The sequence below is a fragment of the Brevibacterium sp. MGP-B1 genome, from assembly GCF_057766545.1.
Genome location: NZ_CM173407.1, coordinates 2483849 through 2506080 on the forward strand (window position 1 = coordinate 2483849; position 22232 = coordinate 2506080).

A 22232-nucleotide genomic window follows, 5' to 3' on the forward strand; every position below is an offset into this window, starting at 1 on the left:
GGCCTCAGCGGTCGTTCGCGGATGAGCCTGCGGCGGGAGCGCCCGCTTCGTCGGCGGAAGAGCCGGCGTCTTCCTCTGCGGAGGTGTCATCGTCGTCCGCGGAGTTCAACTGAGCCGGTTCCCCAGCCTCGATCCGCTTCGACCGCGCGCTCTGCCAACCGCACCAGGGGCAGTAGTCGTTCATCAGCTGTGCGAGCTCGGAGCGCTTCCCGCACTCCGGACAGGTGTCCTTCTGCTCGACCGCTTCCTTCCACGCGACGGTGTCCCGATCCGTGCCCGCGGGGAAGTCCAGTCCATAGCGGGCGGCGGTTTCGAAGGAGGCGAGGGCGGCTCTGATCCGGATGCCCAGCAGCTCGACACCGGCCACGGAGACCATGATGTCCGCGTTGAGGACCAGACCTTTGTCCAGCAGCGTCTCCACGACGTGCAGCAGCGTGCCCTCCTGGCTGCGCTGCGGCTGCATCGCATCGTTCGGCTGATTCATGATGCTCATATCGCCCTTTCGGTCACTCGCTCGGCCGGCCGCGGACGTAGCGGTCCTTCCTGTCATAGGCCATGAGCTCGCCGTCCTCATCGAGCTCGACCTCGTATTCGGCCAGCAGATCCGCACTGTCGGGAATCCGTCGCGATTCCACGACCTCCAGACGCACGGACCAGTGGTCGTCCTTCCACCTCGTGCCGACCACGGACTCGGGAGGCCTGCCCGTGAGGGTGCTGAACTGCTCGATCGCCTTCTTCACCGCTCTGACCGCAGAGATCCTCTTACCGGTCGCGTCCTGAGACCCGCTCTCCGAGCGCGAGGACGCCTTCGGCTTCTCCCGTGCCGATGGCGCCGACTTCTCGTGCGATGACGATGCCGACTTCTCACGTGCAGCTGATGCCGAGGCTGACGAGCGGCGGGACGACCCCTCCGTCACGTTCTCGCTCGGTTTCCGGGCACGCTTCTCACTCGCGCCTCCTGCAGATTTCCCATCTGCTCTGGGTTCTTCGCTCATCGGTCCTCCTCGGTTCTGCGCCGACGGCCCTCGAGCAGTCGTCCGACGAGCTCACGCTCGAGGGCATCGGCTTCGTCATCACTGATCGATCCGCGTTCGCGTGCCTCAGCGACCTCTTCCAGCTGACGCCGGATGGCACCGGGATCGAAATAGCGTTTCTCGGCTTCTCCTCTGACCTGCTCGGCGACCCATACGGTTCCCTTGAGCGGTGCCAAGGGAGCACCGAAGACTGCTGACAGGAGTCCCATGACGTCTCCTACATCTCGGGGACGAAGTCGTAGGGTGCCTGGGGACCGACCAGCCGGAATCTCATCCGCTCCTGGTTCGCCTCCGCGAACCCTTCGATGACGGAATCGAACTCGTCGAGCGCGTCCTTGCGTACCAGCACCGCCATTTCGGCGACGTCCTCGGCCTGGCCGACTTCGCGAATCGCCGTCTCGACGGCCACGGTGCGGATCCGCTCGAGGATCGGAGGAGCTTCGGTCGCTCGCCAGCTCTCCATCGTCTTGACGACGATCTCTCCGAGCCGGATGCGCTCGTTCCGGGTCTCGTCTTCGCTCGTGCCGCTGATCCTCTCCCTCAGCTCGGCCACCTCGGGGTCGCTGCCCACGATCTCACGCAGTATCGCGTCGCGGTCGAAGCTGATCCTCAGGGTGAACTGCGTGCATCCGGCCAACTGATCGAGTGCCTCGGCGAAGACGTCCGCCTGCGGAGCCAGCACCTGCTCGGCGATATCGGCCCCTCCGGGGACGACGGTGCCGAATGCGAGCGGCAGCACCGGCTGCTTATCGGCGAGTTCGTCGAGGACGACGCTGTGGTTCTGCAGAGCTTCGGGAGTGCCCAGTATCTCGGGATCCACGAGATCGGTCACCACTGCCGCCACCGCCCCGGACTCGACGAGCGTGAGCGCATTGCCCTGCACTCCATCGGGTCCGGTCGGCAGCTCGGCATCGGCGAGCACGATCCCATACAGATACCGGTCTGCTGAGGGGGCACCTTCTTCGCTCATTCGGACTCCGAGCTGCGTGCCGGGCGCTTGGTCCGGCGACGCGTCTTCTCCTGACTCGAGCTCTCGCCCGAGTCGTCATCGGAGTCGTCCGGGGTGAGGGCGTCCTTAATGCCTTCCACAGCTCCCTGGGTCTTGCCCTTGGAGCCGTTCTCCATCATTCCGCCCATCATCTCCGGCAGGTCGCGTCCGCCCTGCTGGGTCAGATCGAGGCGGTTCGTCGCCTCGGCGAAGCGCAGGTAGGTGTCCACGCTGGCGATGACGATGCGAGCGTCGATCGTGAGGACCTCGATCCCCACCAATGAGACGCGTACGTACGCATCGATGACCAAGCCTTTGTCGAGGATGATCTCGATGACGTCCGCAAGCGAACTCGATGACGGACGGTCGACGTAGCTGCCACGTGAACGTTCAACTGTGCTGGTGCTCATTGTCCTTGCCTACTTCCCAATCGGAGGACGCTCAGCCGCGTCCCTCATCGTCTTCGGTGGGTTCTTCGGATTCCTCGTATTCCACGGGCTCCTCGGACTCGTCAGCGGCTTCCGGCTCTTCCTCGAAGTCCTCTGCGGGCTCCGCGTCGTCTACTTCGGCCGGTTCCTCGTCCTCGAATTCCTCTGCCGGTTCCTCCTCATACTCCTCTTCGGCTTCGCCCTCCGCGGGCTCGAGATCGGACTCCTCCGCCTCCGAATCGTCGGGATCTGTCTCGTCCGCACCGGAGTCGACATCCGCGTCCTGATCCTCGGCGGACTCATCCTCGCTGCCTTCAGCTTGCTCCTGCTCCTCCTCGAGGCCGTCCTCGTGGGAGGTGACGAGCTCACCGTCGCGGATCTCTCCGCGCCAGCCCTCGACGCTGTCGGGATCGAGCATGATCTGACGCATCACGTGGTGGACGAAGAACTTCAGTTCGAGGCGGAAACGGCGGGGAACGGTGAACCACAGGGCACCGACGCCTTCCATGAAGCCCTGCTTGTGGTACTCGCCCACCGCAATGATCCGGGTCAGCCTGGGTGCGACTTCGTGGAAGGAGATGCTGCCGCTGATATAGCCCTTCTCGCCGGTCGATTCCCACACGATATGGGAGTCGGGAACCTGCTCGGTGATCGTGGCTTCCCAGGTTCGATGCGACCAGACCGCCTGTCCCTTGATGCTGAGGGTGACATCATCGGTGCGTTCGACGTTCTCGACCTTCTTCATGAAATCGGGCCAGTCCTCGAACATCGTGAACGCGTTGTAGGCCACGTTCAGCGGGACACCGACCTCTGCGGTCTCCACGATGTTGGAGAACTTGAAATCACTGGAGCCGCCCGAACCGCTCGAGCCGCCTCCGAACAGACCCTTGACTTTCTCCTTGACGCCGGTCGTCGCCGCAGACAGTGCCGCTTTCGCCGGTGACTTGCCCTCGGCGATCTCCTCCGCACCGGCCTGGGCCGCGGGCGCTGCACCATCGCCCACACCGTCGAGGCGGTCGGCGAACTTCTCGACCCTGTCGCCGACGGAGTTGACCGCCTTGCGTCCGACGGTCTTGGCGAAGTCTCCGGCCTGCTGCTTGAGGCCGCTGAAGATCGAATCATCACTCATCTTCGGCCTCCTCGGGCTTGGCAGCGGCGCGGGATGATGTCTTCTTCGCAGTCGTCGAGCGCTTGGAGCCCGACTTCGTGCGCGAGCCGCGCGAACTGGTCGAAGACTTCGACGAACGCGTGCCCTTCGCGGAGCGGTTCGAACTCGACGAGCGCTTGGCTGCCGGCTTCTTCGGAGCTTCCTCCTCAGCCTGCGGCTCCTCGTCGGTCTCCTGCGGCTCGTCGGCCGTCTCCGCCTCGTCGGTCTCAGAACCCTCCGACGACTCGGGAGCGTTCTCGTCCTCCGACTCGGGCGTGTTCTCTTCGTCGTCCGCGCCCTCGCTGTCATCGACATTGGGATCGATCGAGTCGGCGGTGTCATCGAGAGTCGACTTCATCTTCTCGGTCTGCTCCTGGAGCTTGACGCTGAGCTGATCGACTCCCTTCGCTGCCACGGCTTTCGCCGCGCTCTTGCCGGACTCCGCGAGACGACCGGTGATCTTCTCCTGGAGATTCTTGAGCTCGGGGGAAGAATCAGCGAAATCCTTGAGCCCGCCCAGAAGCTGATCGCGATTCTTTGCGGCGGTCGTCCCGGCGACAGCCGAGGCGACCGTGAGCGCCAGGCCGAGCTTCTTGGTTCTGCCGAGCATGTAGCCCGCCAGTATCAGGCCGGTGATTTTCATCTTGTTGTTCATGATTGCCTCCGTCTCCGCGCTGGTGGGCACGGACCGAGATGGGAATTCGAAGACTGCCCCTGGCCGGGATTGCCGTTCCATGGGGTACAGCTCCACTGTGCTGATCAATGATTCGAGGGTCACCGCCTCATGACGACAACGGCGGGAATCGTCTCCGCCCGGCGTCCGAGGCTGTCGCAGATTCCTGACCGCATCTGCGGGCTTCCTGTGTCGCGGAAGCCAAGAGCACTCTGCCCTTTTCACAATCATCTGTTCAACCACCCCTGATCCGTCAAGGGGGGTCAGAAACGCCTCAGGGGGCCACTGGCGATTGCTCGAATTCATCCTGAGAACTGTCTGTCAATCTGTGTGCGGCGTATTCCAACAGGCCTCCTACCCCCTTTCTCGCTGCGATCCGGCGCTGCTCCTCGGAGCCGGTGCCCTGGTTGAGCAGACGGCGGAGTCCATGGTGAATATGGGGAATGTCCTGGGTTCGTGTGAGGGCCGGTCGTGCGCGGTGGAACGCCTTTCGGACTACCTCTGCGGCCGGGACACTCGTATGTGTGTCGGGGTCCATGAGCATTCCCGTCAGACCGAAACGTGCAGCCTGCCAATGAGCGATGTTCAGCAGATTTGCAGAGACCGCGTCCGTTTCCGGGTCGTCCATCGCGACATCCGCGAGCGCACGGATGAGCAGTGCGAGGGTCACAGCGGCCGCGGTGTCCAGCTGCACGTCACTGGTCCGGACTTCGACGGTCCTGTGCGTGGGTGAGAGCCGGACCAGCCAACCCAGAGTCGCCTCGTCGAACACCACGTCCGATCGCAGCGTAGCAGCGATCTGCGCATCGTAGTCGTCGAGGTCGTGGAAGTGAGGCGGAATACCGAAGACGACCCACCGCCGGTAGTGGATGGAACGCCAGCTGGCGAAGCCGCTGTCGGCTCCGCGCCAGAGAGGAGAATTCGCGCTCAACGCGGTGAGCACGGGAATCCATCTGCGCAGGCCGTTGAGTGCCCTCAGTCCTGCTTCCCGGTCGGAGATGTCGACATGGACATGCATGCCGTTGACGTACTGATCGGCTGCGATCCCGGGCGCCAAGTCCGCGAACTCACGGTAGCGACTGCCATCACTGACTCCTGTGGGGGCGCCTGAGATCTGAGGCGCTGTGCCGAGGCCGACAGCGAGCAGGTCGCGCGCCCGAGACGCTGTCGAGAGGCTGCGGCGAAAAGCGTGCAGCGATTCGAACGCCTCGTCAGCCGTGGTCAGGACGGGAGTGGCGAACTCGATCTGCCCGGGCAGCCATTCGGCACAGGCTTCTCCGCTGCTCGGACTCACCGCGTCCTCGACCTCCTGCAAGCTGCTCTTCGATCGAGCAGGCAGAAGTGAATGTCGATCGACGAGGAGGAATTCCTCCTCGATGCCGAATTCGCTCATCGTCACCTCGTTCCGTTTCTGACCCGCTCACGCTATTGGACCGGCCGCGGATGCGACAGCAGATGTGGGACCTCACTGAAATACCTGCGGAGAGGCTCCTACGGCAGGTGCAGGCAGTGTGCGCTCGCGGCGATTTAGAAGCGGCAGACCGATCGCCGACAGCCCCTAGCCCTGTTCGAGAAGCAGAACATACACTTCGGGAAGATTCGAGACGAACATGAGCGAGGAGCGTTGGGTCCCGGATCGCTGGCACACCGGGCAGGACGAACCTCCTGCTGCGAAAGTCACGAGGCGAATCAGCAGACGTATGGACGATCAGAACCCGAAGCGCATCGACACCCACTCCGGTTACTCGTTCTCAGACGAGCGCGCGATCATCAGGCGGAGGCAGCTCACGGAGGCAGTTGATTTCTGGAACATATCGGTTGCCGGAGCGTGGTTGCACTATGTCAGCCTGGGCGGTGAACTCACCGAATACGAGCTCGATGCCTACCTCCACGAGGCTTACTTCCTGGAGCCCTATCAGCACGACATTCTGGCCGAGGCCGTCAATGAACTCATCGATATGCTTCCTCCGCCTCCGCGAGCCCCGCTGACCGACGAACCCGGTCTATAACCGGTCGCCTCGGTATTCCAGCCTGCCGCGGCGGTTGCGGTGGACGGCTCCCTGCCTGATCGCTTCACGCACCGCCGCACGGAAGCGCCCTGGGCCCCATCGACGAGCTCCGATCGCACGGTAGAGTTCCACCTCTCCGACAGGTTCCATGTCGCGGACGAAATCGATGATGCCGTTGACCTCGTTGGCCGAGACCTCAGGCGGAACGTCGCGTGAGGATACCGAAGGCCACGGTGCATAGACGCCGACCGATCCCGGCCCCGGACGCAGTCGATCTCCTCGGCTTCGAGCCTCGGGTCTCGCCGACGATTCGGATGCGTCGGCGGAGTCCGCCCGCTCACTGCGCTCGGTCTGCTCAGCACCGCTCTCCGCGGCGCCTTCGGCACTCTCAGCGTCCTCGGCCGTCAAGGGGCGGGCGATGTCTTCGAGGTCGGCACCTTCCGCCTTGACTCCGAAGAGCAGTTCGGCCACTCCGCCGAGTGCCATGACGCCAGCACCGATGCAGAACGCCATTGCGACCAGCGACCGGTCTCCGGACTCGATCATCCCGCCGAAGAGCAGCGGACCGGCGATGCCTCCGGCGGCGGTGCCGATGGCGTAGAAGAACGCGATCGCCAGTGCACGTGTCTCCATCGGGAAGATCTCGCTGACCGTGAGATAGGCCGCGCTGGCACCGGATGAGGCGAGGAAGAAGCAGACGACGAGGATAATGAGGAAAAGCCATTCGCCGCCGACCTCAGCGTTGAAGACGCCCGCGAGAATTACGGCGACGACTGCCGAGCCGATGTAGCTGAAGGAGATCATCGGCTTGCGGCCGATGGTGTCGAAGAATCTGCCCAGGAGCACGGGTCCGGCGAAGTTGCTCAGCGACCACAGAATGATGAAGATCGGCACCGTGGCCTCGGCCACTCCGTAGAAGCCGTTGAACAGCGTGCCCAGGTTGAAGGTGATCCCGTTGTAGAGGAACGCCTGTCCGACGAAGAGGAGGAGGCAGAGGAACGCGCGTTTGGGGTAGATCGTGAAGGCGACCTTCATGATCTCGACGAACGAGATCGTCTTCCGCTGCCGGACGGTGATGGTCTTCTTCGGCGGCGGCAGGGTCTGTGAGGTCTCTGCCTCGATGCCGTCTTCGATCTCACCGACGATGCGCTCGGCTTCGTCGTTCTGGCCGTGGATGAACAGCCACCGCGGGCTTTCGGGCACGTTCTTGCGCACGACGAAGACGAAGATCGCCAGCAGCATGCCGACGGCGAAAGCCAGACGCCAGCCGATCATCTTCGGCAGGATGTCGGTGTTGAGCAGGAGCAGGGTCGTCGCCGCCCCACCGGCGGCGCCGAGCCAGTATGAGCCGTTGATGATGAGGTCGATGCGTCCGCGGACGCGGGCGGGGATGAGTTCGTCGATGGCCGAGTTCACGGCCGCGTACTCGCCGCCGATGCCGGCGCCGGTGAGGAAGCGGACGAGGAAGAAGTACCAGGGAGAGAAGGAGAACGCGGTGGCGACCGTGGCGACGAGGTAGAGCACGAGTGTGATGAGGAAGAGTCTGCGGCGACCGAATCGGTCGGTGAGCTGACCGAAGACGATCGCGCCGACACAAGCACCGAGCACGTAGATTGCTCCGGCCGTGCCGATCTGTCCCGCGGTCATGTCGATGCCGCTGCCCTCTTCGGTCATCCGAGCCGCGACATTGCCGACCATCGTGACCTCGAGCCCGTCGAGAATCCACACGCTGCCGAGTCCCACGACGACCATCCAGTGGAACCGGGCCCACGGCAGCCGGTCCAATCGTGCCGGCACATCGGTCTTGATCGTCCCGAGTTCGATCTTCCCACTCATCACACGCCTCCTGGACAGTTCCTGGACAGAGTCTTCTGATTGCCAGGAAGTCTAAGCACACTCTGCGGGGCCGACAAGGCATGGTGCGAACGCCCGAAGGCGAGTAGCCTACGCCCGCTCGAGCTCATGCGGGTGCTGTCTCTGCGGCATCGGACCGCACCGCATACTTCACCCACGACGTAAGGTGATGGCGGGTCAAGAAGTCGGCCTCCGATTCCAGTGAGGACACCCGTGTTCATGAGGCCGAACCAAGCGCCGTACCCTTTCCTCGTTGTCGTTGCGCACTTGCCGACAGCGGACGCGCGGGGAGGCCGAAGCGCAGAAGCCGAACGGCTCACGACGGCAGTGGCCCCGTTCGTCCGGCTCAACCACGGCGCGTGGATCGGCCCACCCGGCCCCGAGATCTCCTCGCAGCCACCCGCGTTCTCAGCCGATATGACGGTTGCACCAGTCGATCTGGGTGCGGATGCCGCCGGGTATGAGGCCCTTGTCGCCGATCGCCTCCGCCCGGTCTACCATGGGCAGCCGGGAAGAGCGCAGTCCGAGAGGTGTTCGTGGAGTTCCTTCTGTGCGGTCAACGCGCGCATCGCCGAGCGGGCGGTCGACTTGGCCGCACCCGGCGCAGTCATCTGGGTGCACGGCTTCCAGCTGCAGCTGGTTCCCGCGATGATCCGTCGGAGGCGTCCCGATGTGCGCATCGGATTCTTCAACCACGTTCCCTTCCCTGCAATAGAAGCCGTCGCTCAGCTGCCATGGCGGGAGGAGCTCATCCACGGCATGCTCGGTGCCGATGCCATCGGCTTCCAGCTCGATTCCGACGTGAAGAACTTTCGCGAGGCCGCGTACAGCTTCACAGGCATCGACCCGGTCGAGACGGGCACAGTGGTGGGGGCCTACCCGGAATCCATCGACGTCCCGGCTTTCGAGTCTCTGGCTGCGACGCCTGGGACGCATCAGGCCGCTCAGGAGCTCCGCGGTGAACTCGGCGCTCCGCAGACCCTCATCGCCAGCGTCGACCGTCTCGACTGCACGACGGGGCTGCTCAACCAGCTGCGTGCCTATGAGACCCTCCTCGAGAACGGCGCGGTCGACCCGCGGACGACCAGACTCGTGCAGTTCGCCATGTCCTCCGACGACGCCGACCCCGATCGGCAGCTGCGTGATGAGGCCGAACAGCTCGTCGGACGCATCAACGGTCGCTTCGGGTCGTTGGAGAACTCCGCTGTCCACTACCACTGCGGTGCCTATTCGCGTGCGTCCCTGGCGACGGTCTATGCCGCCGCCGACATCTTCCTCGTCACTCCCCTGCGTGAGGGGATGAGCCTCACCGCCAAGGAATACGTTGCGGCACGACGTCACCGAGGCGGTGTCCTGGTGCTCTCCGAATTCGCTGGTGCGACCGCCGAGCTCGGCGAAGCCATCATGGTCAATCCCTTCGACGGCGACAAGCTCGGCCAAGCGATCTCCGATGCACTGGGCATGTCCGAGGATGAGGCGCGGCACCGGATCGACGCAATGGCCGAGACAGTGGAGAAGCATGATGCTCACCGCTGGGGCTGTGACTTCCTCAGGGACGTCGCGCGTGAGCGCGCTCACGAGCCGCAGGCGCTCATTCGGCTGCGATGAGTGCCTGAGGCGCGGCCTGCTTGGCTCGAGTCCTCAGCCAATCGGCTTGAGTCGAGGACTGGTCCGTGCAGGTGGCGACGACGTCGAGAAGCTCCTCATCGCGCAGTGCTGCCGCGGCCTGCTTGACCAGCGTGTAGGTGAAATCGACGAAGGTCGTGAGTAGGTGCAGGTCCTGCAGGTCGCGCAGCAGTCCGAGCGGCCCGCTGCGGGTGTCATCGAGTTCGGCGGCGTACAGCCGCTCCGGCTCGTCGTCAGGCTGCTCTCCGTAGCGCTCGACGATCGGCACCAGCAGCCTCTCGTGCGCCTCGCACTGGTCAGCGAGGGTGTGGCAGATGAAGTAGACGTCCGGTTCGCTTCCGTGGCCGTCGCCGATTTTGCGAAACGAGGAGGCGAGAACTGACTCGGCAGAGCGGACCATCCCGAGATAGACAGGAAGCTTCACAGCACATCCTCCTTGGTCCCAGGAGCGATGTCGACGGGGAACCTCTCCTCGGCCTGGCCGTCCTCGCCGCCCGCGGTCGGTCGTATCTTCGTCGTCCCGACCGGGCGGGAGGCCGTCGTCGTCGGTGCAGGCGCAGGGCCGTGGCCGGCGGCGAGTCTCTCGATGCGCACCGCTGCATTCTTGAACAGCGGCTGCTTCGACACGGGATCCCATTCCGTGAGCGTCAGTTCATTGGCGGCCGTGGGCTCGTTCTCCGGCCGGGTCTCCCCCGCCTGCTGTCGCTCCCAGTAGCCGTAGTGGAAGGGGGCGAACACGGTGCCGTCGCCGACGGACCCGATTCGCGCCGGGACGCGGATCTCTCCGCGTCGCGAGGCCACCCGGACCAGGTCTCCCTCAGCGATGTCGAAGTGCTGCGCATCACGTTCGGAGATCTCGACCCAAGCCGAAGGCGCGGCATCTTGCAGCTGAGAGGTTCGCGCGGTCTTCGTGCGCGTGTGGAAATGATAAGCGGTGCGTCCGGTGGTGAAGCGGAGAGGGTAGCTCTCATCGGGAATCTCCGGTGCCGAAGCGAAATCGGCGGTCTTGAGCAGTGCCTTTCCCGAGGGATCCATCGCCTTGTATCTGGTGGGCCCCACGGTTGCTCCGGTGAGCAGATCATGGCCGAAGGTCTCGCACTCCTCGACGGCGGTCGAGAAGCGACCGTCCTCATAGAGGCGCTGCCGCCCCTCGGGATACTCCGCGTTGCAGGGCCAGGGGATCCCGCTGCCGCCTCGCAGCCGGTCATAGGTGATCCCCGTGTAGTCGCAGGGCCGACCGCGGGAGCATTCCTTCCATGCTTCGAAGGCATCCTCCGGGCTCGACCAGTCGAGCAGCGGTGCACCGCTCTTCGTCGACAGCCCCATCCGCGAGGCATAGTCGAGGAAGATCTCGAGATCGCTGCGGGCCTGTCCTGGCGGGTCGACGGCTTTGTCGGCGAGGTGGACGGTGCGGTCGACGTTGGTGAATGTTCCCTGCTTCTCGCCCCAGCCGGCGGCCGGGAGCACCACATCGGCGAATCGAGCGGTCTCGGTGAGGTACAGGTCCTGGACGACGAGGAAGAGGTCGGGTTCGGCCAGGATCTTCCGGATCCGTGCGGCGTCGGACATCGACACGGCCGGGTTCGTCGCCGAGACCCAGAGGAGCTTGATGCTTCCCTGCTCGACGTAGCGGAAGATCTGCATCGCGTGGGTCGGAGGAGCCCAGTGGGGTATTCGATCGGTGTCGACGTCCCACAGATCCGCGAGTTCGGCGATGTGCTCGGGGTTCTCCCAATTCCTGAAGCCGGGCAGATCGCCGTCGGCCCCGGTCTCCCGGGTGTTCTGTGCCGTGGGCTGGCCGTTCATCTGCAGCACCCCGCTGCCCGGGGTTCCGATCTTGCCGCGCAGCAGGTGGAGGTTGTTGACCTGGCAGGAGGACGCAGTTGCCTGCGAGGCCTGGTAGAAGCCCTGCAGCACGGTCGACAGGATGCGCTGCGAGGTGCCGAAGATCCGTGCGGCACGACGGATGTCCTCGGTCGCGACGGCGCAGACCTCGGCGGCTCTCTCCGGCGTCCACGCCTCGACCGCCCGGTGCAGTTCCTCGACTCCGAGCGTGTGCTCCTCGATGTAGTCACGGTCGATCCAGTCGTTGACGAAGAGCTCGCGGACCAGGGAGTTCATCAGTGCCAGGTTCGTTCCCGGGCGGACTGCGAGGTGGACGTCGGCATGTTGGGCAACCTCGGTGCGTCGAGGATCGATGCACACGATCTCGGGCCGGTCCGGACCTGCCAGCCGGTCGAGCACTCGCGCCCACAGCACCGTCTGAGTCTCGGCCATATTGTGGCCGTAGAGGAAGATCGCGTCGCAGCAGTCGATGTCCTCATAGCAGCCCGGCTGTCCGTCGGAGCCGAAGCTCTCCTTCATCGCCGCGGCGGCGGTGGCCGTGCACAGGCGGGTATTCCCGTCCATGTGGGGAGTTCCCAGGCCGGCCTTGCCGATCACGCCGAGGGCATAGTATTCCTCAAGATAGAGCTGACCCGAGGTGTAGAACCCGTGGCTGAGGGGACCGACCTCGTCGAGCAGCTGCGTGCTGCGCCTGACGACGCGACTCATCGCGGTGTCCCAATCGGTGGGCACCAGTTCTCCGTTCTCACGGATGAGAGGCTGCGTCAGTCGCGCAGAGCTGCGCATCCCCTGCCAGCTTGCGAAGAGACCTTTGGGACCGAGCCTGCCGCGATTGACCGCATCGGCCACTCGTCCCCGGACGCCGACCATCTCACCGTCTTTGACAGCGATGTCGCAGGCACAGCCGTTGCTGCACAGCACGCAAGCTGACTGCACCCACTCGTCGATGTCGGAATCGCTGAGCTCGGAGGAGAGCTTCTGGTCGACGCGGCTCGGCCATTGCTGCCCGCGTCCGTATGGGATGCGCGTTCCCCAGATGTTCGCGATTCGATCAACCATGCATCGGCTCCTCTCGCACGAGTGCCCGGCCCCCGGTGGTCGGAGGGGCGTGTCTTCGCATACCGGGCCGGGCCACCTTCGTCGAGCGACCGCAGCGCCTCTCATGCTCGTCGGGGCCCCGGTGAGCGTCAATCGGTTCCGCTGACGCACGCACTTCTCCGCGAGCACGGCACCATAACAGCATCCGAACATGCACGGTACCCCTGTTGTCACCGACTCAGTCTCAGTAGTCTCGCTTGTTCCATGGACCACATGGGCTGGGTTCTGCACCGGGCAGGATCTGGGCAGTTGAGAGACCGTGCTGTCCTCAGCACCGACGAAAGGCGAGAGATGACTGCAGCGAAACGCTCCTCGGACACGGAATCGACATCGGCCAAACTCCTGTACCGGCCCTTCGGCATGCTCAACGGGATCATCAGCGGAGCCCTCGCAGGCGTGGTGTTCAAACAGATCTGGAAGCGGGTCTCCCCCGAACGCAGCGAGGATGCCCCGCAGGCTCTCAACTCCGACTTCAAGCTCAGCGAAGTTCTCCTCGCCGCGGCCCTGCAGGGCGCGCTCTTCGCTCTCGTCAAAGCGGCGGTCGATCGCAGCGGCGCCCGCGTGTTCCAACGACTCACTGGCGACTGGCCGGGACAGTGACAGTCTCGCCTCTGCTCATGTGTGCCGTTCGATCACACACTTCACCGCTTCCTGTGGGTCCCTCCCGGGAGACCCACGGGAAGCGGTGACGTGAGCCTTTCCCCGGCGACTCAGTTCACGAGATCCTGGTCACGAGGTCACCCGGTGTGTGGTCCCAGTCTTCGGCCAGGATCTCCCGCGCGGCGTCGAGACGATCCTCCATATTCACCATGAGGACTCCGCGGACGCGTCCGTCCTCGCCGAGGTAGTACACCACTCCATCCGTATGGGGCTTCTTCCAGTCTTCGACGGTGCGCAGTGTCGGATCGGCCTCTCCGACGGCCTGGTACCCGAAGTCGAAGACATTCGTGTAGAAGTACGGAGTATGGGTGTAGGACTCGTCCGCGCCGGCCATGATCCGCCCGACGGCCTTGCCCATCTGGGTGGCGTTGTCGACGTGTTCGACACGCTGTCGTCCGAGGATCCTGTCGGGATAGCGAGCAACGTCTCCGGCTGCGAAGACGTCCGGCTTTGAGGTCCGCAGCGATTGGTCGACGATGATCCCGTCGTCCGTGTCCAGCCCCGCGTCCTCTGCGAGCTGGGTCGCAGGTTCGATGCCGAGGCCGACGACCACTGCGTCGAACTCATGGGACTCGCCGTCGCAGTCGAGCACCACTCGATCGCCGTCGACGTGCCCACCCGAGGCCTTCGTACCCGGCACGAGAGTCACTCCGTGGCTGCGATAGAGTTCGTGGAACTGCTTGGCGAGGTCCGGCGGAAATATGGACCCGCCGAGGGTGTCGTCGTCGAAGATCAGAGTCGTTCGGGTCTTGTTCTGCACCAGGGCGGCGGCGAGTTCGGTGCCGATGAAACCGCCGCCGATGACCGCGATGCTCAGGTTCTGGCCCGACAGATCCCGCAGACGGCGGTAGTCGTTGAACTCGCGGAAGCAGATGACCCGCTCACCTTCGTCCAGATCGATGCCCTTCGGTCTCCCGCCGGTGACGAAGAGCAGCTTGTCATAGGTGAAGTCGCCGAGGGTCGTCCTCACGGATTTCGCTTCGACGTCGACTGCGGTCGCCTCCGTGCGGAGGCTGATCCGGGCTCCGGTCGCCTCGGCGGTGTCGAAGTAGTTGTCGCTCTCGTCGAAACTCTCGTCGGTCCACAGTCGCTTGCTCAGCGCGGGACGCGTATAGGGTTCGTCGACGTCATCGCTGATGATGGCGATCGAACCCTCCTCGTCGATCTCCCGTATCCCCTGGGCCGCGGAGTCGGCGGCCATGCCGCCGCCGATGATCACATATCGGAACTCAGCCATGTCGGATGCTCCTCTTCCTGTCGTCTCTGCTGTGCCTGTATTCGGTGTTCGGGACGCTCTGGCGCACTAGATCGTGGCCACCGATCCGGCGTCCACGCGATAGTTCGAACCGTTGACGAAGCTCGCGGCGTCCGAGCAGAGGAATGCGATGACCTTGGCCACCTCCTCCGGTCGGCCGCGACGACCGAGTTCCATGAACGGACGCTCCTCGCGCAGGAACGAGGCGATGGCCTCATCGAAGCTCGTTCCCTTCTGCTGGGCTCGCTCATTCATCATCTCGTCGGTCATCGGGGTCGCGATGAACGCCGGAGAGACGGTGTTGACCAGCAGTCCTTCGGAGGCGTAGGTGCGCGAGAGTCCCTTGGCCAAGGAGAGCATGCCGGCTTTGGCCGCACAGTACGGCAGCTCGTCGTCATAGGGCTGCACCGCGTCTTCGGAGGACACGAACACGATACGGCCCCAGCCGCCTCGGCGAAGTCCCGGAAGGAACGCCCGAGTGACACGGACCGGTCCCATGAGGTCGACGTCGATGGTTCGTTCCCAGCCCTCCTGGCTGATCTCGTGGAACGGCCCGCCGGCCCCGTGGATGCCGGCGACGTTGACGAGGATGTCGAGGTCGCCGACGTCGGCGGCGACGGACGCGGCGAGTTCGTCGACTGATTCGTCATCGGCGATGTCGGCGTCGTGGGCGTAGATGCGCTCCTTGAATTCGGCGAGTTCGTCGACTGCGGCTTTGAGTTCGTCGGGCTCGGGCCCGGTCATCACGACGACGGCTCCTTCGGTGAGGAGCTGACGGGCCGTCTCCAGTCCGATGCCCGAACTCGCCCCCGTCACCAGTGCTTTGCGGTCGCGGATGTTGAGATCCATCTGTCTCCTTCCGGTATCTCGGACGGCTGTCGGTCTGCTGTGTCAGGGCGTACGGATGAGCTTCTTGTTGACGAACTCGCGAACGCCCTCTGCGCCGAGCTCCCGACCGACGCCCGAGCGCTTCGTGCCCCCGAAGGGCAGGTCGGGTTCGGTCCAGGTGGCCTGGTTGATCCACACCATTCCGGTGTCGATGCGGTCAGCGACGCGTTGGGCCTTCTCGATGTCGTCGCTGACGACCGTGCCGCCGAGGCCGAAGGACGAGTCGTTGGCCAGAGCGACGGCCTCGTCCTCGTCTGCGACCGAGTAGACGGCTGCGACGGGTCCGAACAGCTCCTCCGAGTAGGCGCGCATCTGTTCGGTCACCCCGGTCAGCACCGTGGGTTCGACGAAGGCACCCGGTCGGTCGACTCGGTGCCCGCCGGTGTGGACCTTCGCACCGTGATTGATCGCGTCCTCGACCTGCTCCATGAGGTCTCGGGCGGCCTGTTCGGAGGACAGAGGTGCCATCGTCGTCACGGAATCTGCAGGGTCGCCGGCGACGAACTGCGACATCTTCGCCGTCAGCAGGTCCACGAACTCGTCGTAGAGATCTGCGACCACGATGAGGCGCTTGGAGGCGATGCAGCTCTGACCGGAGTTCGTCATCCGCCCTTTCACGGCGGCGGTGACGGTCGCGTCCAGATCCGCGGAGTCGAGGACGATGAACGGGTCGCTGCCGCCGAGTTCGAGGATGGACTTCTTCAGATTGTGTCCGGCGCCCCCTGCCACTGCCGCACCGGCACCTTCGGAACCGGTCAGCGAGGCGCCTCGCACCCGCTCATCGGCGATGATCGTCTGGATCTGATCGTTGTCGGCGAAGACGTTGCGATAGCAGTCGGACGGCAGCTGCGCATCGTTCATGACCTGTTCGAAGGCCAGAGCCGACTGCGGACAGTTCGAAGCGTGCTTGAGGATGATGGTGTTGCCCGCCACGAGGTTCGGCGCAGCCAGGCGGACCACCTGGTAGTAGGGGAAGTTCCACGGCATGACACCGAGTATCGGACCGATGGGTTCGTACTTCATCACCGCGCTGCCTCCGCTGGACGGTGCGAGCACTTCGTCGGAGAGCAGCAGGGGTCCCTCTTCGGCGTAGTAGCGCAGAATCCTCGCTGCCAGTTCGACCTCTGCTTCGGCCTCGGCGCGCAGTTTGCCCATTTCGAGTGTGAGGAGCTCAGCGAGGTCCCACCTGCGCTCGTCCATGAGATCCGCCGCTCGGGCGAGCGGTGCAGAACGTTCCCGGACATCGGTCGTCCGCCATGTCTGGAAGGCCGCGTCGGAGGCGTCGATGACGGCGGAGATCTCCTCGTCGCTGGCTGTGGGAAATTCCTTGAGGACCTCTCCGGTCGCCGGGTTCGTGGTGTTGAATTTCGCGGTCACGGCTTCTCCTTTCCTCGAGGGTCGTCAAGGTGCTCTGCGCAGCAGCAATCGTCTCCGCTCCGCGACCTCTGCCGAACCGAGACTCCACCGTCCCAAACACCGACGTCCGTGACCAGCCCCTTACGGTGCCCGACGATTGCCTTTATAATCCGCACAGAGATCGGGGCCGTCGATCACAAGCAGAATCGCTCCGTTGTCGAGATCACTTTCGAACTTCTCTATCTCATCGGAGTCGAAGCCGTACCGCTGAAAGCGGTTCCTGAGTTCGTCGCCTCGTTCGTTGTACCGCTCGGCCACGAGCTCTCCGAGGCCTTTCAGGGTTCCGCCGGTGCCGACCACCTCGTCGGTGCTCTCCGCATCGTGGGCGAAGACGTGCAGGGCCGTCTTCGGCACGCCTTCCGACGCGAGTTTCTGCAACTGGTTGAGCACACCGATGTCGTCGTGAAAGGTCTTCACGATCGGCTTGTGACTCGTCACGTCCGGCTTCTGTGGGCTGAGATCGTCGTTCTTCTGTGGGTTGAGATCGTCGTTGCTTCCCATGCCGCTCAACATAGCATTGCCGAGTTGCCGGCACGTCGGATGATGTCAGGCCGGCAAGCGACTCAGGCAGGCACGCCGCCCAGCATGGTGGCGATCAGCCCCAGTACCGCCAAGGCCGCGATGACGATCACGATCACACGTTTGCGCATGTTCCGGATTCTACTGCGACCCACCCGCCGGATGTCCAAGGCGCCCGACTGCGGGCCACCGTCATCACAGAGTCGCCCGTCACCACGGGTTGGCCTCCTGCCAGCGGGTGAACCAATAACGGTCGCCCTGGTAGTGCGACTTCTCCGGCTTGCACCCTTTGAGATCCGAATGCTCGCCCAGCCACGTCCGCACCAGCGGCATGACCTCGTCCAGACGATCGACCCAGTCATCGAGCGGCAGCAGCAGAACCGAACCGTCATCGGAGTCCAGTCGGCATGAATAGTTCGGCAGTCCCTCGGTGATCTGCGAATGCGTATAACTGATCTGATCGCAGCCGGTGGTGAGATAGAAGCGGATGAACTCACCACAGACGTAGGAGCACAGCGTTTTGAAGTTCCGGTAGCGGATCATCCACGCCGGAGGCTGATACTTCGACTCACCGTCCGACCCGGCACCCTCATTTTCGTACATGCGTTCTATTGTAGGCCGGGCGGCCGACACGGGGAAGGCCACCCGCAGCCAGACTGATCCGCCCGGGGCCGCAGCTGTCAGGGCAGGGTGCAGCCGGTGAGCAGAACGCCGATGTAGGTGGCGATGACCGAGGAGAAGAGGACGCAGAATGCGGTCAGTGCGCTGCTCAGCGCAGCAGTCGGAAGCAGCCCCGAGGACATCCCCACAGGAGCCACGAGCTGCCTGACCCGGTCGGGTCCGGCGATACTCAGCGCATGAGAACTGCCGAGTTGACCGCCCTCCCTCACCTGCGGGCCGATTTTGAGCAGGGCACTGGCCAGCGCGGGAGTCCCTGCGACCTTCCGCGCACGATCATCGGCCGCGATCTCGAGATAGAGCGGGACAGAGGCCGCGACCTCAGCGAAGAGCGGGATGAACCGCAGCGGCCGCACGAAGGTCTCCATCAGGGCCATGATCCCGTGATGACCCTGGTCGACATGAGCCCTCTCGTGCTCGAGCACTGCCGTCAGCTCACTGGACTCCAGCACCGAACACAGATTCTCAGACACCACCACTCCCCCGTACCTGCGCGGCAGGGAGAATGCCAGATGCCGGTGGCCGCTGATCATCCTGACGGTCCGTCCGGCCAGCTCGACGTCGACGGCCTCCTGGCCGAGGATTCGAGCCGTCGCAGCGTTCTCGCGGTGTCGCCGTCTGGCCAGAAACCCGCCGCGGATAAGGAATCCGAGGGTGACGGCCAGAGGCAGGAGGAGGAAGAGAACGACGGGGATGAGCGTGTCGATCTGAGCACCGCCGAACGGGTTCGCCGCAATGAGGCAGCGCTGACACACATCGCCGATGGGCATCGGCAGCACATCTGGGCCCTTGAGCAGCCATGCCGCCATGAGGCTGAGCGCAGACACCACCGCCCAGGACAGAATCGGCAGGGACAGGAGAGCGAATACCGCCATGCACGGCACACGCATGAGGACCGGCGCGGCAGAGCGAACGAGGGCGGGACCGACCCAGGCGAGGACGAAGGCGAGCGCGGCGACGCACGCACCGCCGATCAGCAGGCTCATTCGGCGACATCCTTCGCGTCGAGGTAGTCGCGCAGCAGCCGGATGTCGGCGGCATCGATGCCCTCGACGAAGTGGAGGATCGACGCCGCACGGTCTCCGCCGTCAATCAGAGCCGCCTGCATCGTCCGCGCCGTGTGCTGCTCACGGCTGACGACCGGAGCGTGGAGAACCGAGCGGCCGCGACGCTCGCGACTCACAAGCCCCTTGCGCTCGAGGTTCGTCAGCACGGTGGCGATGGTCGTGTACGCGGGCTCGGCCTCCGAGAGTTCGATGATCTGCCGAACCGTGAGCGGCTCATGGTCCCACAGCAGCCCCATAACCTGCTTCTCGAGGGCGCCGAGGCGAATCGGCGCGGAGCCCCCGCCCCGATCGTCATCGTGAGTCATGAGCGGACGCTCCTTTCAAGCGAGGGAAGCGGGCACGAGTACTGGCCCTTGAGGCGGATGATCACAGCCACCAGCAGGAGGACGACCGAAGCCGCAGCCAGGACCGGCTGGAGGGGTGCGAAGTAGGTCAAGGCGCCAGTGTAGCCCAGGGCAAGCAGGGCGATCTTGTTGCATACCGGACATCCGACGGCAAACCATCCGAGCACTCCGCCCACGCCGCCGAGGACACCCGTCCGCCTCTCGGAAGCGGCTTCCTGGCCGCCCGAACGCCCCTCGGTCGCGGAGCCGTGGCCGCTCGGCCCTCCCACGGAGGCGGAGTCCCGGCTGCTCGACCCTCCCTCGCCTCTGGGGCTGCGAACATAGGTGGCGATGAGCATTCCGAGCAGCACCGCGGTGAGGATCCACACCGGGTAGTCCCACCACGCGGGCGGAATGTCGCGGGAGAAGAGGGAATTGGGAATGAGCACTGTCGCGAGACCGATAACCACAGCAGATCCTGCCGCAGCGACCGCCGCTGCAGCGAACCGCCGGCGGTCCCAGAGCCGGAGACCCCGGTAGGCGTCCTTGACAGCGTTGACGAGCATGAGGCCTCTCCTCCGATGCGACAACCGATACGAGTCTACTATGCACATTAGTATACTATGCTTCATAGTAAATAGATCGACATCGCCCCGGCCACGCCCCAACGACTTCACCTTCAGGAGGCTTTTGTGCTTCGCACCGAACGCGGCCCCATGTTCTGGCTCGTCCCTCTGACCGTCATCATCCTCGCCACCGTGGTCATCGGAATCGTCATCGCCAGCCAAGGCGGCTCTGATGCCGATGCCCAGGAGGAGAGTTCGAGTTCGCAGAACGGTTCCGCCGAAGAAGACGTCGACCTGTCCTTCGTCGAGCACAGGGATTCCGAGGAGACGAATGCGGTCGGTGACGTCGACGCTCCGGTCACCCTCGTCATGTACTCCGACTACCAGTGCCCCTACTGCGCTACATGGAACGAGGACACGCTGCCGGCGATGATGGACTACGTCGATTCCGGGGATCTGCGCATCGAGATGCGGGATCTCGCCGTCTTCGGCGAGGAGTCCGAGCGGGCCGCGCGTGCCGTCTTCGCCGCAGGCAAGCAGGATGAGTACTGGGACTATCACAACGCCTTGTTCGAAGGCGGTGATCATCGTCCGAAGTCTCAGCTCGACGACGACTCGCTCGTCGGCCTCGGCGAGGACCTCGGCCTCGATCCGATGCAGTTCAAACAGGATATGAATTCGACCGAGGCCCACGACGCCTTCGAGACCGTCGCCTCCGAGGGGCAGTCGATCGGCGTTTCGAGCACACCGGCCTTCGTCATCGGCGGCAAACCGCTGCTCGGCGCACAGCCGACCCGGCAGTTCACCGACGCAGTCGATGAGGCGCTCGCCCGAGTCGAGAGCTGAGACATGAAACGCCGCGCGGCAGCCGCCATGATCCTGCCCGCCTGCCTGCTCACCCTGGGTTCGCTGACCGCGTGCTCGGGCCTCGACGCGAACAGCGAATCGGCCGACCCCCGGCCGGTGCACTCGCCGGCCGAGACACTCCGCCCGGCCGAGACGAACGACTCGGGGACCGCCGGTGCCGGGGAGAGCGGGACCGGGGCCATCGACCCCGGCTGGGACGTGGCCGCACAGGAAGCCGAAGGCGTGTTCCTGTCGCTGCACGAGGCCGAGTCCGACCTCGAGTTCCGCGCCGTCGATTCGGACGGCTCGATCCTGTGGTCGGCCCAGCGTCCGCGCGTGTGCTCCGGCTTCCTCGTCAGCGACTCCGCAGACGGGCCGGTGGCCGTGCTCATGGACCAGCAGCCCGGATCGCGCGGCCAGCTTAAGACGACGGCCTCGGGCTTCGATCTGCACACCGGCGAGAAGCTCTGGGGGCCCGTCGAGGTGCCCGGACCGCTGCTCGGCAGCGGTCTCGTCTTCGCCGGCCCGCCGGAGGACTTCATCGGCGCCGGCGGCTCCCGCACCGCCCTCGATCCCGCCAACGGTGCGGAACTGGCCATCGAGGACGACGACGCACCGCGGATCCTCGCGCTGCTGGACGGCTACCTCGTCCTCGCCGACGGTGAGGAGCTCATCGGTGAAGACCTCGAGGGTCGACGACTGTGGACTCGTCCCGTCGCGGCCCTCGGACTCACGGCCACCGAGGCTCGTGAGACCCCCTGGGAGGCCGTCGGGGGCTCCCACGCACTCATCGGCAGCGGCGGCCACCAGCGCACCCTGATCGATCTGCGTTCGGGCAAGACCGTCGCCGACGGTATCGACGGCGCCGGCTTCGACGCACACAGCCGCACATTGGTGACCAGTGACTCGAAGCTGCACGGGCTCGACCTCGACGGGACGAAACGCTGGGATGCACCGCTGGACGGGGATGCCGAACTCGCCGCCGTCGGGGCCGGACTCGTCGTCACCGAGGCAGGCGCCGGAGGTGACACGGACGACGAGGGCACGCAGAAGAGGTCGGCCGCTGACGGGCAGCTCCTCGGTGCCGCCGAGGAGGCACCCGAGTCCGAGGACTTCGGCGCACCGCACCACATCGCCGACTCCGGTGCCCGCCTCGTCGGCGACCCCGGAAGCCCCCTGCTCATCCCGCCTGCGGACCGATCAGCGAAGAAATGACCGGCCGTCGATGCCGGCGGAAGTCGATGCGCAGCTTTCGGCCCGCGAGACCGATGAACTATAGTTTACTAAGCATCTTAGTAACCCAGGAGTGAGA

Annotated in this window: 24 protein-coding genes; 5 read left to right on the plus strand and 19 right to left on the minus strand. The window is 64.8% G+C overall.

Going from position 1 to position 22232, the window contains the following annotated elements; all coding sequences use genetic code 11:
• Positions 1-4: 4 nt before the first annotated feature.
• The 8 genes from AC3CD9_RS11310 to AC3CD9_RS11345 form a co-directional block, all read right to left on the minus strand.
• Positions 5-484, minus strand: a complete 480-nt coding sequence (locus AC3CD9_RS11310) for a gas vesicle protein (RefSeq protein ID WP_488363958.1) — start codon at positions 482-484, stop codon at positions 5-7.
• Positions 485-506: 22 nt separating this feature from the next.
• Positions 507-995: a gas vesicle protein GvpO gene (locus AC3CD9_RS11315; RefSeq protein WP_488363959.1), complete on the minus strand. Its 489-nt coding sequence runs from the start codon at positions 993-995 to the stop codon at positions 507-509.
• On the minus strand, positions 992-1243 hold the full coding sequence (locus tag AC3CD9_RS11320) for a gas vesicle protein GvpG (protein WP_166822426.1): 252 nt from the start codon (positions 1241-1243) through the stop codon (positions 992-994). The genes AC3CD9_RS11315 and AC3CD9_RS11320 overlap by 4 nt, the downstream gene beginning before the upstream one ends.
• An 8-nt stretch (positions 1244-1251) precedes the next feature.
• Positions 1252-2004 (minus strand): GvpL/GvpF family gas vesicle protein, encoded by a 753-nt coding sequence (locus AC3CD9_RS11325; protein WP_488363960.1) that lies wholly within the window; start codon positions 2002-2004, stop codon positions 1252-1254.
• Positions 2001-2432, minus strand: coding sequence for a gas vesicle protein GvpJ (gvpJ, locus tag AC3CD9_RS11330; protein WP_488363961.1), 432 nt, complete (start codon positions 2430-2432; stop codon positions 2001-2003). Before gvpJ ends, AC3CD9_RS11325 begins: the two co-directional genes overlap by 4 nt.
• A 31-nt stretch (positions 2433-2463) precedes the next feature.
• A complete protein-coding gene (locus tag AC3CD9_RS11335; protein ID WP_488363962.1) occupies positions 2464-3579 on the minus strand; it encodes an SRPBCC family protein in 1116 nt (371 codons plus the stop codon).
• Complete coding sequence (locus AC3CD9_RS11340; protein ID WP_488363963.1) at positions 3572-4252, minus strand: hypothetical protein; 681 nt, start codon at positions 4250-4252, stop codon at positions 3572-3574. Before AC3CD9_RS11340 ends, AC3CD9_RS11335 begins: the two co-directional genes overlap by 8 nt.
• A 292-nt stretch (positions 4253-4544) precedes the next feature.
• Complete coding sequence (locus tag AC3CD9_RS11345) at positions 4545-5663, minus strand: carboxylate-amine ligase (protein ID WP_488363964.1); 1119 nt, start codon at positions 5661-5663, stop codon at positions 4545-4547.
• 307 nt (positions 5664-5970) lie between these two features.
• Between AC3CD9_RS11345 and AC3CD9_RS11350 the strand changes: the two genes are divergently transcribed.
• Complete coding sequence (locus AC3CD9_RS11350; protein WP_410708620.1) at positions 5971-6279, plus strand: hypothetical protein; 309 nt, start codon at positions 5971-5973, stop codon at positions 6277-6279.
• Here the strand turns inward: AC3CD9_RS11350 and AC3CD9_RS11355 are convergent.
• Positions 6274-8115 carry an MFS transporter gene (locus AC3CD9_RS11355; protein WP_488363965.1) on the minus strand — a complete coding sequence of 614 codons (1842 nt, stop codon included), beginning with the start codon at positions 8113-8115 and terminating at the stop codon, positions 6274-6276. The two genes, AC3CD9_RS11350 and AC3CD9_RS11355, sit on opposite strands and share 6 nt — an antisense overlap.
• 237 nt (positions 8116-8352) lie before the next feature.
• Between AC3CD9_RS11355 and AC3CD9_RS11360 the strand changes: the two genes are divergently transcribed.
• Positions 8353-9741 (plus strand): alpha,alpha-trehalose-phosphate synthase (UDP-forming), encoded by a 1389-nt coding sequence (locus tag AC3CD9_RS11360; RefSeq protein WP_488363966.1) that lies wholly within the window; start codon positions 8353-8355, stop codon positions 9739-9741.
• Here the strand turns inward: AC3CD9_RS11360 and AC3CD9_RS11365 are convergent.
• Together AC3CD9_RS11365 and AC3CD9_RS11370 are read right to left on the minus strand one after the other, a co-directional pair.
• Positions 9725-10183, minus strand: coding sequence for a hypothetical protein (locus AC3CD9_RS11365; RefSeq protein ID WP_488363967.1), 459 nt, complete (start codon positions 10181-10183; stop codon positions 9725-9727). The genes AC3CD9_RS11360 and AC3CD9_RS11365 overlap by 17 nt on opposite strands.
• Positions 10180-12663, minus strand: coding sequence for a molybdopterin oxidoreductase family protein (locus AC3CD9_RS11370; RefSeq protein WP_488363968.1), 2484 nt, complete (start codon positions 12661-12663; stop codon positions 10180-10182). The genes AC3CD9_RS11365 and AC3CD9_RS11370 overlap by 4 nt, the downstream gene beginning before the upstream one ends.
• A gap of 330 nt (positions 12664-12993) precedes the next feature.
• Between AC3CD9_RS11370 and AC3CD9_RS11375 the strand changes: the two genes are divergently transcribed.
• Positions 12994-13302 (plus strand): DUF4235 domain-containing protein, encoded by a 309-nt coding sequence (locus AC3CD9_RS11375; RefSeq protein WP_488363969.1) that lies wholly within the window; start codon positions 12994-12996, stop codon positions 13300-13302.
• A 115-nt stretch (positions 13303-13417) separates the two neighbouring features.
• On the opposite strand, the gene AC3CD9_RS11380 is transcribed toward AC3CD9_RS11375, so the two are convergent.
• The 8 genes from AC3CD9_RS11380 to AC3CD9_RS11415 form a co-directional block, all read right to left on the minus strand.
• Positions 13418-14599: an NAD(P)/FAD-dependent oxidoreductase gene (locus AC3CD9_RS11380; protein ID WP_488363970.1), complete on the minus strand. Its 1182-nt coding sequence runs from the start codon at positions 14597-14599 to the stop codon at positions 13418-13420.
• Positions 14600-14665: 66 nt separating this feature from the next.
• The gene (locus AC3CD9_RS11385) at positions 14666-15466 is read right to left on the minus strand and encodes an SDR family oxidoreductase (protein WP_139908847.1); all 801 of its coding nucleotides are present in this window, start codon (positions 15464-15466) and stop codon (positions 14666-14668) included.
• Between the two features lie 42 nt (positions 15467-15508).
• A complete protein-coding gene (locus AC3CD9_RS11390) occupies positions 15509-16882 on the minus strand; it encodes an NAD-dependent succinate-semialdehyde dehydrogenase (protein ID WP_488363971.1) in 1374 nt (457 codons plus the stop codon).
• 120 nt (positions 16883-17002) lie between these two features.
• Complete coding sequence (locus AC3CD9_RS11395) at positions 17003-17422, minus strand: general stress protein (RefSeq protein ID WP_180987711.1); 420 nt, start codon at positions 17420-17422, stop codon at positions 17003-17005.
• A gap of 228 nt (positions 17423-17650) precedes the next feature.
• A complete protein-coding gene (locus AC3CD9_RS11400; protein ID WP_488363972.1) occupies positions 17651-18043 on the minus strand; it encodes a hypothetical protein in 393 nt (130 codons plus the stop codon).
• 77 nt (positions 18044-18120) lie between these two features.
• Positions 18121-19104 carry a M56 family metallopeptidase gene (locus AC3CD9_RS11405; protein WP_488363973.1) on the minus strand — a complete coding sequence of 328 codons (984 nt, stop codon included), beginning with the start codon at positions 19102-19104 and terminating at the stop codon, positions 18121-18123.
• The gene (locus AC3CD9_RS11410) at positions 19101-19490 is read right to left on the minus strand and encodes a BlaI/MecI/CopY family transcriptional regulator (RefSeq protein WP_488363974.1); all 390 of its coding nucleotides are present in this window, start codon (positions 19488-19490) and stop codon (positions 19101-19103) included. The genes AC3CD9_RS11405 and AC3CD9_RS11410 overlap by 4 nt, the downstream gene beginning before the upstream one ends.
• A complete protein-coding gene (locus AC3CD9_RS11415) occupies positions 19487-20074 on the minus strand; it encodes a hypothetical protein (protein WP_488363975.1) in 588 nt (195 codons plus the stop codon). The genes AC3CD9_RS11410 and AC3CD9_RS11415 overlap by 4 nt, the downstream gene beginning before the upstream one ends.
• Before the next feature lie 126 nt (positions 20075-20200).
• On the opposite strand from AC3CD9_RS11415, the gene AC3CD9_RS11420 reads away from it, so the two are divergent.
• Both AC3CD9_RS11420 and AC3CD9_RS11425 read left to right on the plus strand, forming a co-directional pair.
• On the plus strand, positions 20201-20920 hold the full coding sequence (locus AC3CD9_RS11420; protein ID WP_488363976.1) for a DsbA family protein: 720 nt from the start codon (positions 20201-20203) through the stop codon (positions 20918-20920).
• A gap of 3 nt (positions 20921-20923) precedes the next feature.
• Complete coding sequence (locus tag AC3CD9_RS11425; protein WP_488363977.1) at positions 20924-22135, plus strand: hypothetical protein; 1212 nt, start codon at positions 20924-20926, stop codon at positions 22133-22135.
• The last annotated feature ends 97 nt before the right edge of the window (positions 22136-22232 follow it).